Source organism: Photorhabdus thracensis (assembly GCF_001010285.1).
Classification (GTDB): Bacteria; Pseudomonadota; Gammaproteobacteria; order Enterobacterales; family Enterobacteriaceae; genus Photorhabdus; species Photorhabdus temperata.
This window is the reverse complement of record NZ_CP011104.1, coordinates 1,669,114-1,681,710: the sequence shown is the minus strand read 5'-3', so window position 1 is coordinate 1,681,710 and position 12,597 is coordinate 1,669,114. Positions and strand designations below refer to the sequence as shown.

The window sequence follows — 12,597 nt, the reverse complement described above, 5'->3', positions numbered from 1 at the left end:
CGTTTATTTTTTCTATCCATATTTGAGATGTGGTGTTATAATGCCGCGCCCTCATGGTATGGGGTATTTGAACGGCCTCTTCATAATAATGAAGTGGGCTCAGTAGTAGTTGACATTTAGCGGAGCACTAAAATGATCCAAGAACAGACTATGCTGAACGTGGCCGACAACTCCGGTGCACGTCGCGTAATGTGTATCAAGGTTCTGGGTGGCTCGCACCGTCGCTACGCACATGTCGGCGACATCATCAAAATCACCATCAAGGAAGCAATTCCTCGCGGTAAAGTGAAAAAAGGTGATGTCCTGAAAGCGGTAGTGGTGCGCACCAAGAAGGGTGTTCGTCGCCCTGACGGTTCTGTCATTCGCTTCGATGGCAATGCTTGTGTGTTGTTAAACAACACGAGTGAGCAAGTTATCGGTACGCGTATTTTTGGGCCGGTAACTCGTGAACTTCGTAATGAAAAGTTCATGAAAATTATCTCCCTGGCACCAGAAGTACTCTAAGGAGCGGACAATGGCAGCGAAAATCCGTCGTGATGACGAAGTTATCGTGCTGACTGGCAAAGATAAAGGTAAGCGCGGTAAAGTAAAACAGGTTCTTCCTACTGGGAAGGTCATTGTTGAAGGTATTAACTTGGTTAAAAAACATCAGAAGCCTGTTCCGGCGCTGAATCAACCAGGTGGCATCGTTGAAAAAGAAGCTGCAATTCAAGTTTCAAACGTTGCAATCTTCAATGTGGCAACCAGCAAGGCTGACCGTGTAGGTTTTAGATTTGAAGACGGTAAAAAAGTTCGTTTCTTTAAATCTAATAGCGAAACTATCAAGTAATTTGGAGTAATACGATGGCGAAACTGCATGATTACTACAAAGACGAGGTAGTCCAAAAACTGATGGCTCAGTTTGACTACAATTCTGTCATGCAAGTCCCTCGGGTCGAGAAGATCACCCTGAACATGGGTGTTGGTGAAGCGATCGCTGATAAGAAACTGCTGGATAATGCAGCAGCGGATCTAACAGCAATCTCTGGTCAAAAACCACTGATCACCAAAGCACGCAAATCAGTTGCAGGCTTCAAAATCCGTCAGGGCTATCCAATCGGCTGTAAAGTAACCCTGCGTGGTGAACGCATGTGGGAGTTTCTTGAGCGCCTGATTTCTATTGCTGTACCTCGTATCCGTGACTTCCGTGGCTTGTCCGCTAAGTCATTTGATGGTCGTGGCAATTACAGCATGGGTGTACGTGAGCAAATCATCTTCCCTGAAATCGATTACGATAAAGTGGATCGTGTTCGTGGCTTAGATATTACTATCACCACAACTGCGAAATCTGATGATGAAGGCCGCGCACTGTTGGCTGCTTTTAACTTCCCGTTCCGCAAGTAAGGCAGGGTATTCATGGCTAAGCAATCAATGAAAGCACGTGATGTAAAACGTGTGAAATTAGCTGAAAAATTCTTCACTAAACGTGTAGAACTGAAAGCTATCATTTCTGATGTGAATGCATCTGATGAAGAGCGTTGGAATGCTGTTCTTAAGCTGCAAACACTGCCACGTGATTCCAGCCCTTCTCGTCAGCGTAATCGCTGCCGCCAAACTGGGCGTCCGCATGGATTTTTGCGGAAGTTTGGGTTGAGCCGTATTAAAGTCCGTGAAGCCGCTATGCGCGGTGAAATTCCGGGCCTTAAGAAGGCTAGCTGGTAATTGTCACCAATTGAATCACGGGAGTAAAGACAGATGAGCATGCAAGATCCCATCGCGGATATGCTGACCCGTATCCGTAACGGTCAGGCCGCGAATAAAGTTGCGGTCACCATGCCTTCCTCCAAGCTGAAAGTGGCAATTGCCAAAGTGCTGAAGGAAGAAGGTTATATTGAAGATTATAAAATTGAAGGCGACACCAAGCCAGAACTGGAATTAGTATTGAAGTACTTCCAGGGTAAGGCTGTCGTAGAAAGTATTCAGCGTGTAAGCCGTCCAAGTCTGCGCATCTATAAGAAAAAAGATGAGCTGCCACAAGTTATGGCTGGTTTAGGTATTGCTGTTGTTTCTACCTCTAAAGGTGTAATGACTGATCGTGCAGCTCGCCAAGCAGGTCTTGGTGGCGAGATTCTCTGCTACGTAGCTTAATTCGGGAGGAAAGAATGTCTCGTGTTGCAAAAGCACCCGTCGTCATTCCTGCCGGCGTAGAGGTAAAACTCAACGGTCAGGTTATTTCGATTAAGGGTAAAAACGGCGAGCTGAGTCGTACAATCCACAGCGCAGTTGAAGTTAAACATGCAGATAGCCAACTAACCTTCGCTCCACGCGATGGTTATGTTGATGGTTGGGCACAGGCAGGTACGACTCGTTCTTTGCTAAATGCTATGGTTATTGGTGTTACCGAAGGCTTCACTAAGAAGCTTCAACTGGTAGGTGTTGGTTATCGTGCAGCAGTCAAAGGCAATGTTGTTAACATGTCTCTGGGCTTCTCGCATCCAGTTGACCACGAATTGCCAGTAGGCATTACTGCAGAATGTCCGTCACAAACTGAAATCGTACTGAAAGGTGCTGATAAGCAGGTAATCGGTCAGGTTGCGGCAGAATTGCGTGCCTATCGTCGTCCTGAGCCTTATAAAGGTAAGGGTGTTCGTTACGCCGACGAAGTCGTGCGTATCAAAGAGGCTAAGAAGAAGTAAGGTAACACTATGGATAAGAAAGCAGCTCGTATCCGTCGTGCGACCCGCGCACGCCGCAAGCTCCAGGAACTGGGTGCAACTCGCCTGGTGGTACATCGTACCCCACGCCATATTTATGCGCAGGTTATCGCACCAAACGGTTCTGAAACTTTGGTGGCAGCTTCTACTACAGAAAAAGCTATCAATGAGCAACTGAAATACACTGGAAATAAAGAAGCAGCAGCAGTAGTTGGTAAAGCAATTGCTGAACGTGCACTGGAGAAAGGTATCAAAGATGTATCCTTTGACCGTTCTGGTTTCCAATATCATGGTCGAGTCCAGGCACTGGCAGATGCTGCCCGTGAAGCTGGCCTTCAGTTCTAAGGTAGAGGTGTAAGATGGCTCACATCGAAAAACAAGCTGGCGAACTGCAGGAAAAGCTGATCGCGGTAAACCGCGTATCTAAAACCGTAAAAGGTGGCCGGATTTTCAGCTTTACCGCACTGACTGTTGTAGGTGATGGTAATGGTCGCGTTGGTTTTGGCTACGGCAAAGCACGCGAAGTTCCGGCAGCAATCCAGAAAGCGATGGAAAAAGCCCGTCGCAATATGAAAACCGTCGCACTAAACAGCGGCACTCTGCATCACCCAGTGAAAGGTACACACACCGGCTCCCGTGTGTTCATGCAACCTGCTCACGAAGGTACTGGTATCATCGCAGGCGGTGCTATGCGTGCTGTTTTGGAAGTGGCTGGTGTTCGTAACGTACTGGCTAAAACCTATGGTTCCACTAACCCTATTAATGTGGTTCGTGCAACTCTGGATGCTTTAGACAGCATGAAGTCTCCAGAAATGGTCGCAGCTAAGCGTGGTAAATCCGTCGAAGAAATTCTGGGGTAATGGCCATGGCTAAGACTATTAAAGTAACACAAATTCGCAGTTCAATCGGCCGCCTGCCTAAACATAAGGCAACTTTGGTTGGTTTAGGTCTGCGTCGTATCGGTCATACAGTAGAGCGTGAAGATACTCCTGCTATACGTGGTATGATCAACTTGGTTTCCTATATGGTTAAAGTTGAGGAGTAACAGATGCGCTTAAATACTCTGTCTCCGGCTGAAGGTGCCAAGCATGCGCCTAAACGTGTAGGTCGTGGTATTGGTTCTGGCTTGGGTAAAACTGGTGGCCGTGGTCACAAAGGTCAGAAATCTCGTTCTGGCGGTGGCGTACGTCGCGGTTTTGAAGGTGGTCAGATGCCTTTATACCGTCGTTTGCCAAAATTTGGCTTCACTTCACGTAAGGCAATGATTACAGCAGAAGTTCGTCTGTCTGATTTTGCCGCTGTTGAAGGCGATGTTATCGATCTGAACGCACTGAAAGCCGCTAATATCGTTGGCACTCAAATTGAATTCGCAAAAGTTATGCTTTCTGGCGAAATCAATCGCGCAGTAACTGTGCGTGGCCTTCGTGTTACTAAGGGCGCTCGTGCGGCAATTGAAGCTGCTGGCGGTAAAATTGAGGAATAAGTAACAGATGGCTAAACAACCAGGATTAGATTTTCAAAGCGCTAAAGGTGGACTGGGCGAGCTGAAACGCAGACTGTTGTTTGTTATTGGAGCGCTGATTGTTTTCCGTATTGGTTCTTTTATTCCTATCCCTGGTATTGATGCCACTGTGCTTGCCAAATTGCTCGAACAGCAAAGGGGCACCATCATTGAAATGTTTAACATGTTCTCTGGTGGTGCTTTAAGCCGTGCTTCTATCTTTGCACTGGGGATAATGCCGTATATTTCTGCGTCTATTATTATTCAGTTGTTGACGGTGGTTCACCCAACGTTGGCAGAGATTAAGAAGGAAGGGGAAGCTGGTCGTCGTAAGATTAGCCAGTATACTCGCTATGGTACTTTAGTGCTGGCTATATTCCAGTCAATCGGTATTGCTACTGGTTTGCCGAATATGCCAGGAATGCAAGGGCTGGTGATTAACCCAGGATTTGCTTTCTACTTCACGGCTGTTGTGAGCCTGGTTACTGGGACTATGTTCCTGATGTGGTTGGGTGAACAGATTACTGAGCGTGGTATTGGCAACGGTATCTCTATCATAATCTTTGCTGGTATTGTTGCGGGTTTGCCGCCGGCCATCGGCCATACCATTGAGCAAGCTCGGCAAGGCGATCTGCACTTCCTCCTGTTGCTGTTGGTTGCAGTATTAGTGTTTGCAGTAACTTTCTTCGTTGTTTTCATGGAACGTGGTCAACGACGTATCGTTGTTAACTATGCGAAACGTCAACAAGGTCGCCGAGTTTATGCTGCACAGAGCACACATTTACCGTTGAAAGTGAATATGGCTGGGGTTATCCCTGCAATTTTCGCTTCCAGCATTATTCTGTTCCCTGGTACCATAGCTTCTTGGTTTGGGGGCGGAACTGGTTGGAACTGGCTGACTACTATTTCAATGTATTTGCAGCCTGGGCAACCGCTTTATGTGTTACTCTACGCGTCTGCAATCATCTTCTTCTGTTTCTTTTATACAGCGTTGGTTTTTAACCCGAGAGAAACAGCAGATAACCTGAAGAAGTCCGGTGCATTTGTACCAGGGATTCGTCCGGGAGAGCAAACGGCCAAGTACATTGATAAGGTAATGACACGCCTGACTTTAGTTGGTGCGATGTATATTACTTTTATCTGCTTAATCCCGGAGTTCATGCGTGACGCGATGAAGGTACCATTTTATTTTGGCGGTACTTCGCTACTTATCGTAGTTGTGGTCATCATGGACTTTATGGCTCAAGTGCAAACTCTGATGATGTCAAGTCAGTATGAGTCTGCATTGAAGAAGGCAAACCTTAAAGGTTATAACCGCTGATTGGTTTGCTTGAGAAGTTACGGAGAGTAAAAATGAAAGTTCGTGCTTCCGTCAAGAAATTATGTCGCAACTGCAAAATCGTTAAGCGTAACGGTGTCGTTCGTGTGATTTGTAGTGCAGAGCCTAAGCATAAACAACGCCAAGGCTGATAAAATAGCATATTTTTCTTGCAAAGTCGGTTTGAGCTGGCTAAATTAGCCAGCCAATCTTTTTATATCACAGCAACATTGTTTGAGTATCCTGAAAACGGGCTTTTCAGAATAGTGTTGCCGTAAATAATTGTAGGAGTGCATAGTGGCCCGTATAGCAGGCATTAACATTCCTGATCAGAAGCATACCGTAATCGCTTTAACATCGATCTACGGAATCGGCAAAACTCGCTCCCAAGCCATTTGTGCTGCAGCGGGTATTGCTGAACATGTTAAGATCAGTGAGCTGTCTGAAGAGCAAATTGACAAGCTGCGTGACGAAGTTGCCAAATACGTTGTAGAAGGTGATCTGCGTCGTGAAGTAACCCTGAGCATCAAACGTCTGATGGATCTTGGTACTTATCGTGGTTTACGTCACCGTCGTGGTCTACCGGTTCGCGGTCAGCGTACGAAGACCAATGCACGTACCCGTAAGGGTCCACGTAAGCCGATCAAGAAATAATCGGGGTATTGTATAATGGCAAAAGCACCTATTCGTGCACGTAAGCGTGTAAGAAAGCAAGTCTCTGACGGTGTGGCTCATATCCATGCTTCTTTCAACAACACCATCGTGACCATTACTGACCGTCAGGGTAATGCTCTGGGTTGGGCAACTGCGGGTGGTTCCGGTTTCCGTGGTTCTCGTAAATCTACTCCGTTTGCGGCTCAGGTTGCAGCAGAGCGCTGTGCTGAAGCAGTGAAAGAATACGGAATTAAGAACCTGGAAGTTATGGTTAAAGGACCTGGTCCTGGCCGCGAGTCAACTATCCGAGCGTTAAATGCGGCAGGTTTCCGCATCACTAACATTACTGATGTGACTCCAATCCCTCATAACGGTTGTCGTCCACCTAAAAAACGTCGCGTTTAATAGCGTTTACTTTTTTAGGTTTGTTGGAGAAAGAAAATGGCAAGATATTTGGGTCCTAAGCTCAAGCTGAGCCGTCGCGAGGGTACAGACCTATTCCTGAAGTCTGGCGTTCGCGCGATTGACACCAAGTGTAAATTGGAACAACCACCTGGACAGCATGGCGCACGTAAACCGCGTCTGTCTGACTACGGTGTACAGTTACGTGAAAAACAAAAAGTTCGCCGTATTTACGGTGTTCTAGAACGTCAATTCCGTAATTATTATAAAGAAGCAACTCGTCTGAAAGGCAATACAGGTGAGAACCTGTTGAGTTTGCTGGAAGGTCGTCTGGATAACGTTGTTTACCGTATGGGGTTTGGAGCGACTCGTGCTGAATCACGCCAAATGGTAAGCCATAAGGCTATCATGGTAAATGGTCGCGTTGTTAACATCGCTTCTTATCAGGTATCCCCGAATGACGTAGTCAGCGTTCGCGAAAAATCGAAAAAGCAGTCTCGTATCAAGGCGGCTTTAGAGCTGGCTGAGCAGCGTGAGAAACCAACTTGGTTGGAGGTTGATGCTGCGAAGATGGAAGGTGTGTTCAAACGTACTCCAGAACGTACCGATCTGTCCGCTGACATTAACGAACACCTGATCGTCGAGCTTTACTCTAAGTAAAGCTTAGCACCAAAGAGAGGACACAATGCAGGGTTCTGTGACAGAGTTTCTAAAACCGCGCCTGGTTGATATCGAGCAAGTCAGTTCGACGCACGCCAAGGTGACCCTTGAGCCTTTAGAGCGTGGCTTTGGTCATACTCTAGGCAACGCACTGCGCCGTATTCTGCTTTCGTCTATGCCGGGTTGTGCGGTGACTGAGGTTGAGATTGATGGTGTACTGCATGAGTACAGCACCAAAGAAGGTGTACAGGAAGATATCCTGGAGATTCTCCTCAACCTGAAAGGGCTGGCGGTAAGAGTTCAGGGCAAAGATGAAGTTATTCTTACCTTGAATAAGTCTGGCATTGGCCCTGTGACTGCAGCCGACATTATCCATGACGGAGATGTCGAAATCGTCAAGCCGCAACATGTAATCTGCCACCTGACTGACGAAACTGCTTCTATAAGCATGCGGATTAAAGTTCAGCGTGGTCGGGGTTATGTGCCGGCTTCTGCCCGGATTCATTCGGAAGAAGATGAGCGCCCTATTGGTCGTTTGTTAGTAGACGCTTGTTATAGCCCAGTAGAGCGTATTGCCTACAATGTTGAAGCAGCGCGTGTAGAACAACGTACCGATTTGGACAAGTTGGTTATCGAGATGGAAACTAACGGTACAATCGATCCTGAAGAGGCGATTCGCCGTGCAGCTACTATTTTGGCTGAACAGCTGGAAGCTTTTGTTGATTTACGTGATGTACGTCAGCCAGAAGTAAAAGAGGAGAAGCCAGAGTTTGATCCGATCCTGCTGCGCCCTGTTGACGATCTGGAATTGACTGTCCGCTCTGCTAACTGTCTTAAGGCAGAAGCTATCCACTACATCGGTGATTTGGTACAGCGTACCGAGGTTGAGTTGCTTAAGACACCTAACCTGGGTAAAAAATCTCTCACAGAGATCAAAGACGTACTGGCTTCACGTGGCTTATCTCTAGGCATGCGCTTGGAAAACTGGCCACCAGCAAGTATTGCTGATGAATAACTAGATCACAGGTTAAGGTTTTACTGAGAAGGATAAGGTCATGCGCCATCGTAAGAGTGGTCGTCAATTGAACCGCAACAGCAGCCATCGCCAAGCTATGTTCCGCAACATGGCAGGTTCCTTGGTTCGTCATGAAATCATCAAGACGACTCTGCCTAAAGCGAAAGAACTGCGTCGCGTCGTTGAGCCGCTGATTACTCTTGCCAAGACCGACAGCGTAGCTAATCGTCGTCTGGCATTCGCCCGTACTCGTGATAACGAAATTGTGGCAAAACTGTTTAATGAGCTGGGCCCGCGCTTTGCGAGCCGCGCAGGTGGTTACACTCGTATTCTTAAGTGTGGCTTCCGTGCTGGTGACAATGCTCCGATGGCATACATCGAGCTCGTTGACCGTGCTGTTGAGCCTCAAACAGAAGTTGCGACTGCAGAGTAATCTGTAGGGGCATATAAAAGAACCGGGTTTATCCCGGTTTTTTTACATCTGTATATCTGAATTTCTCACTTATTTTTTTCCATCCTGCTATGCTGATATCTCAAACAGCGTGTTTATTGTAGGAGATATGAAGATGTATCGTATTGGTCAACTGGCTAAATTAGCGAATGTAACCCCTGATACAGTGCGTTTCTATGAAAAACAAGGAATGATGGAACATCAGAACCGTACCGAGGGGGGATATAGGCTTTATACAGAGCAAGATCTACAGCGCCTTCGGTTTATACGTTATGCCAAGCAGCTGGGATTTACATTGGAAGCTATCACAGAATTATTGTCTATTCGTGTAGATCCAGATCATCATACTTGTGAAGAGTCGAAGCAAATTGTAGATTCTAGGTTGATGGAAGTAGAAGAAAAACTTCTTGAAATGCTAAAAATGCGTGATTCACTTAAGATGTTAAGTGATGCTTGCTGTGGGAGCTCTCACATAAGTACTTATTGTTCTATTCTTGAAACTTTAGAACAAGGAGCTTCAAATAAGGAATAAGTAATTTTTCTTTATTATGGATGATTCAGAGAGTACAATTGCTATGTTTTTAGGTCAATTAATATGATAGAGGAATATGATGATTACATATCACCATAAAAAAGGCGTGATAAAGGATAATGCTATTGAAGCTCTACTACGTGATCCATTATTCAAACAGCGAATTGAGAAAAATAAAAAAGGGAAAGGAAGCTACCAGAGGAAAGGAAAGCATAACAAGGCGAGTAACTGGGAGGCCAGCGGTAAGGGATCATTAGATTTATTACCACTGGCCTTTTAGTTTTGATAGGTTTATTTTTACTCTTTCAGTGAACTAAGGCTTCCATTAATTATTTTTCTTTAATAATTGAGGGAGCTTGGCATAGACTCAATTTCTTTTTTACTATATGACTTATTTATTAGTTTTATTGTGCAAACAATATCCAGTTACGGCCCGATATTTTTCAAGGTTATATCAATGATAATGTTAGCAGCTGGATTGGTAAAATTTCTTGTCATGGTAAATTTACAAACTGCTTTAAAAAGCTCACCATGTTCTTTTAATCGTCAGGTTAATTAAAAGGTGTCAAGTTGTATCAGTTATTGTGTTTGAATTATATGACTGATAGATAATTATTTTTTTGATTCCTAAAGGAAAAAAGGGCTTGGTTGGAATAGTCTTTCTACTTCGGGAACAAATTTCTTATCTGTAATAAACATAACTACATGATCTCCTTGTTCGATTACACTGTAATCATGAGCAATAATTACTTCGTCACCACGGGCTATTGCTCCAATTGTAGTACCTGGTGGCAATTTAATATCACCTACAGCTCGGCCGACAACCTTTGAAGTGTTTTCATCTCCATGAGCAATTGCTTCGATAGCTTCCGCTACTCCACGACGTAATGAGGAAACGCTTACGATATCTGCTTTACGAACATGACCTAGTAGAGCTGAAATAGTTGCTTGTTGTGGAGAGATTGCAATATCAATGACACCTCCTTGTACTAAATCTACATATGCACTACGCTGAATAAGAACCATGGCTTTTTTGGCTCCCATGCGTTTGGCAAGCATTGCCGACATGATATTTGCTTCGTCATCGTTGGTTAGGGTAATGAATACATCTACCTGTTCTATATGTTCTTCAGCTAATAGCTCTTGGTCAGATGCATCCCCATAGAAAACAATGGTGTCGTGTAATAATTCGGCTAGTTCTGTGGCTCTTTGCTGATTTCGTTCAATTAATTTAACCCTGTAATCTTTTTCGAGACGTAGGGCAAGTCCGGAACCAATATTACCACCACCAACGATCATAATACGCTTGTAAGGCTTTTCTAAGCGTTGAAGTTCGCTCATTACAGCACGAATATGTTGTGATGCAGCCACAAAAAAAACCTCGTCACCAGCTTCAATAATTGTAGAGCCTTGTGGTCTTATAGGCCGATCCTGGCGAAATATGGCAGCAACTCTGGTATTAATATGTGGCATGTGTTCACGAAGTGAAGAAAGTGCATTTCCTACAAGTGAACCTCCGTAATAAGCTTTTACTGCAACAATACTTACTCTACCTTCGGCAAAGTTAACAACCTGCAAAGCGCCAGGATACTGAATTAGTTTATAAATATAATCTATGACGAGTTGTTCAGGTGAAATAAGATAATCAATAGGAATGTCGTTAGGGAGAAAAAGTCTATCTGATTCACGGATATACTCTGCTGCGCGTATTCGTGCAACTTTATTTGGTGTATTAAATAAGGAGTAAGCAATTTGGCATGCAATCATGTTAGTTTCGTCAGAATTAGTTACAGCAACTAACATATCAGCATCTTCAGCACCAGCTTCTCTTAATACTTTGGGATGAGAACCATGACCATTGACTACCCTGAGGTCGAATTTATCCTGTAGCTGGTGCAGGCGGTTGGGATCTGTGTCGACTATAGTGATATCGTTATTTTCACCTACTAGATTTTCAGCTAATGTACCGCCAACTTGACCTGCACCAAGAATAATTATTTTCATAGTATTCTCTAACTTGTTAGAAACAGATAATTATCTTTATAAATTGTGGAGATATATTACTGTTTAATTAATCGAGCGTAAAAGAAACCATCACCACCATTGAATTCAGGTATTATTTGTTTTCCTGGGTTATCGCTTGTATCTGTTCCCGATAGTTTTGCATCTGGATGGCGTTTTAAAAACGAGCTGATTTGCTGACTATTTTCATCTGGTAAAATAGAACAGGTTGCATATACTAATGTCCCGCCTTTCTTTAAATATGGCCAGATTGCATCAATAATCTCAGATTGTAATTGAACTAATTGAGCAATATCTTCTTCGCGGCGTAACCATTTGATATCAGGGTGGCGACGGATTACTCCTGTTGCTGAACAAGGTGCATCCAGAAGGATACGATCGAATTGCTGGCCTTCTGCCCAATATTCAGGGTGGCGTCCATCACCGGTTTTTACTGTTGCATGGCAATTAAGGCGCTGGAGATTTTCTTTTACTCGTTTGATCCTGTGTTCATCAATATCTATAGCTAATACTTGGGCTTTTGGCGCTATTTCGAGGATGTGTGTTGTTTTCCCTCCTGGTGCGGCACAAAGATCGAGAATTTTCTCTCCATTGATTGGCTGTAATAACTCGGCACACCCTTGTGCGGATACATCTTGAACAGTTATCCAACCTTTATCAAATCCAGGTAATATTGTTACTGGGCAGGGGAAAATTACACGGATAGCAGAAGGTAATTCGATAGCTGGTTCTGCATCAATTCCGGCTTTATGGAGAAGAGAAAGATATTCATCTCGACTATGGTATATTCGATTAACTCGCAACCACATGGGTGGTTTCTTATTGTTATTTTCAATAAGTTGCTGCCATTCTTGCGGGTAGGCTTTTTGGATTTTAGCTAATAACCATTTAGGATGTAAGTGATTGCTGGGACTATTTTGTGAACGCTCCACTAATTGCAGTTGTTGCCTCTGAAACTGGCGAAGGACACCATTAATCAACCCTTTTAGCTGAGGATATTTCAGAGTTACGGCTCCATTTACTGTTTCAGCAAGTGCTGCATGAGCTGGGATACGGGTATAGGTAAGTTGGTATATGCCAACCATAAGCAGGTAATGAAGAATACGTTGCTTACCTTTTAATGGTTTTTCCATTAATTGGCTTATTATCCATTCTAATTGAGGTAATACACGTAATACCCCGAAAGATAGCTCCTGTAACAAAGATTTATCTTTATCAGTTATATTTCGTTGAAGTTCAGGCAATATCGTACTGAGAGATTGCCCTTGGTCCAGAACTTGATTGATTGCTTTTGCGGCGATACTTCGTAGATTATATGTATTTTTCATAGTTAAAAAGGCTGACAAAAG

The 12,597-nt window shown here is 44.3% G+C and carries 21 protein-coding genes; 19 read left to right on the top strand and 2 right to left on the bottom strand.

Translation table 11 applies throughout. From position 1 onward, the window contains the following. The first annotated feature begins 132 nt into the window (after window positions 1-132). From rplN to VY86_RS06815, 19 genes are all read left to right on the top strand, one after another. Entirely contained in the window at window positions 133-504 is a 372-nt protein-coding gene (rplN, locus tag VY86_RS06900; RefSeq protein ID WP_015836277.1) for a 50S ribosomal protein L14, read from the top strand. A gap of 10 nt (window positions 505-514) precedes the next feature. Continuing rightward, a complete protein-coding gene (gene rplX, locus VY86_RS06895) occupies window positions 515-829 on the top strand; it encodes a 50S ribosomal protein L24 (RefSeq protein ID WP_046974410.1) in 315 nt (104 codons plus the stop codon). A gap of 14 nt (window positions 830-843) precedes the next feature. Continuing rightward, window positions 844-1,383, top strand: a complete 540-nt coding sequence (rplE, locus tag VY86_RS06890) for a 50S ribosomal protein L5 (RefSeq protein ID WP_021322792.1) — start codon at window positions 844-846, stop codon at window positions 1,381-1,383. A gap of 12 nt (window positions 1,384-1,395) precedes the next feature. After that, window positions 1,396-1,701: a 30S ribosomal protein S14 gene (gene rpsN / locus VY86_RS06885; protein ID WP_021322791.1), complete on the top strand. Its 306-nt coding sequence runs from the start codon at window positions 1,396-1,398 to the stop codon at window positions 1,699-1,701. Between the two features lie 33 nt (window positions 1,702-1,734). Continuing rightward, window positions 1,735-2,127, top strand: coding sequence for a 30S ribosomal protein S8 (gene rpsH, locus VY86_RS06880; protein WP_011148781.1), 393 nt, complete (start codon window positions 1,735-1,737; stop codon window positions 2,125-2,127). Window positions 2,128-2,141: 14 nt separating this feature from the next. Beyond that, window positions 2,142-2,675 carry a 50S ribosomal protein L6 gene (rplF, locus tag VY86_RS06875; RefSeq protein WP_046974409.1) on the top strand — a complete coding sequence of 178 codons (534 nt, stop codon included), beginning with the start codon at window positions 2,142-2,144 and terminating at the stop codon, window positions 2,673-2,675. A gap of 9 nt (window positions 2,676-2,684) precedes the next feature. Beyond that, window positions 2,685-3,038 carry a 50S ribosomal protein L18 gene (gene rplR, locus VY86_RS06870; protein WP_046974408.1) on the top strand — a complete coding sequence of 118 codons (354 nt, stop codon included), beginning with the start codon at window positions 2,685-2,687 and terminating at the stop codon, window positions 3,036-3,038. A 14-nt stretch (window positions 3,039-3,052) separates the two neighbouring features. Continuing rightward, window positions 3,053-3,553 (top strand): 30S ribosomal protein S5, encoded by a 501-nt coding sequence (gene rpsE / locus VY86_RS06865; RefSeq protein ID WP_021322788.1) that lies wholly within the window; start codon window positions 3,053-3,055, stop codon window positions 3,551-3,553. Between the two features lie 5 nt (window positions 3,554-3,558). Continuing rightward, window positions 3,559-3,738 (top strand): 50S ribosomal protein L30, encoded by a 180-nt coding sequence (gene rpmD / locus VY86_RS06860; protein ID WP_011148777.1) that lies wholly within the window; start codon window positions 3,559-3,561, stop codon window positions 3,736-3,738. Window positions 3,739-3,741: 3 nt separating this feature from the next. Then, window positions 3,742-4,176 (top strand): 50S ribosomal protein L15, encoded by a 435-nt coding sequence (rplO, locus tag VY86_RS06855; RefSeq protein ID WP_021322787.1) that lies wholly within the window; start codon window positions 3,742-3,744, stop codon window positions 4,174-4,176. 7 nt (window positions 4,177-4,183) lie between these two features. Continuing rightward, window positions 4,184-5,515, top strand: a complete 1,332-nt coding sequence (gene secY / locus VY86_RS06850; RefSeq protein ID WP_011148775.1) for a preprotein translocase subunit SecY — start codon at window positions 4,184-4,186, stop codon at window positions 5,513-5,515. A 32-nt stretch (window positions 5,516-5,547) separates the two neighbouring features. Further along, window positions 5,548-5,664, top strand: a complete 117-nt coding sequence (gene rpmJ / locus VY86_RS23125; RefSeq protein ID WP_002227352.1) for a 50S ribosomal protein L36 — start codon at window positions 5,548-5,550, stop codon at window positions 5,662-5,664. A gap of 145 nt (window positions 5,665-5,809) precedes the next feature. Then, on the top strand, window positions 5,810-6,166 hold the full coding sequence (rpsM, locus tag VY86_RS06845) for a 30S ribosomal protein S13 (protein WP_011148774.1): 357 nt from the start codon (window positions 5,810-5,812) through the stop codon (window positions 6,164-6,166). Window positions 6,167-6,181: 15 nt separating this feature from the next. After that, window positions 6,182-6,571, top strand: a complete 390-nt coding sequence (gene rpsK, locus VY86_RS06840; RefSeq protein ID WP_002919257.1) for a 30S ribosomal protein S11 — start codon at window positions 6,182-6,184, stop codon at window positions 6,569-6,571. Window positions 6,572-6,607: 36 nt separating this feature from the next. Beyond that, window positions 6,608-7,228 carry a 30S ribosomal protein S4 gene (gene rpsD / locus VY86_RS06835; RefSeq protein WP_023043907.1) on the top strand — a complete coding sequence of 207 codons (621 nt, stop codon included), beginning with the start codon at window positions 6,608-6,610 and terminating at the stop codon, window positions 7,226-7,228. Between the two features lie 25 nt (window positions 7,229-7,253). After that, on the top strand, window positions 7,254-8,243 hold the full coding sequence (locus VY86_RS06830) for a DNA-directed RNA polymerase subunit alpha (RefSeq protein ID WP_011148772.1): 990 nt from the start codon (window positions 7,254-7,256) through the stop codon (window positions 8,241-8,243). A 40-nt stretch (window positions 8,244-8,283) separates the two neighbouring features. After that, window positions 8,284-8,676, top strand: a complete 393-nt coding sequence (gene rplQ / locus VY86_RS06825; protein ID WP_021322783.1) for a 50S ribosomal protein L17 — start codon at window positions 8,284-8,286, stop codon at window positions 8,674-8,676. Between the two features lie 133 nt (window positions 8,677-8,809). Then, window positions 8,810-9,226 (top strand): Zn(2+)-responsive transcriptional regulator, encoded by a 417-nt coding sequence (gene zntR, locus VY86_RS06820; RefSeq protein WP_021322782.1) that lies wholly within the window; start codon window positions 8,810-8,812, stop codon window positions 9,224-9,226. A gap of 79 nt (window positions 9,227-9,305) precedes the next feature. Next, complete coding sequence (locus VY86_RS06815; protein ID WP_046974407.1) at window positions 9,306-9,506, top strand: alternative ribosome-rescue factor A; 201 nt, start codon at window positions 9,306-9,308, stop codon at window positions 9,504-9,506. Window positions 9,507-9,853: 347 nt separating this feature from the next. Here VY86_RS06815 and trkA read toward each other — a convergent pair whose 3' ends face one another. Then, a complete protein-coding gene (gene trkA, locus VY86_RS06810) occupies window positions 9,854-11,230 on the bottom strand; it encodes a Trk system potassium transporter TrkA (protein WP_046974406.1) in 1,377 nt (458 codons plus the stop codon). A gap of 56 nt (window positions 11,231-11,286) precedes the next feature. Further along, window positions 11,287-12,576 carry a 16S rRNA (cytosine(967)-C(5))-methyltransferase RsmB gene (gene rsmB / locus VY86_RS06805; RefSeq protein ID WP_046974405.1) on the bottom strand — a complete coding sequence of 430 codons (1,290 nt, stop codon included), beginning with the start codon at window positions 12,574-12,576 and terminating at the stop codon, window positions 11,287-11,289. Window positions 12,577-12,597 lie beyond the last annotated feature (21 nt).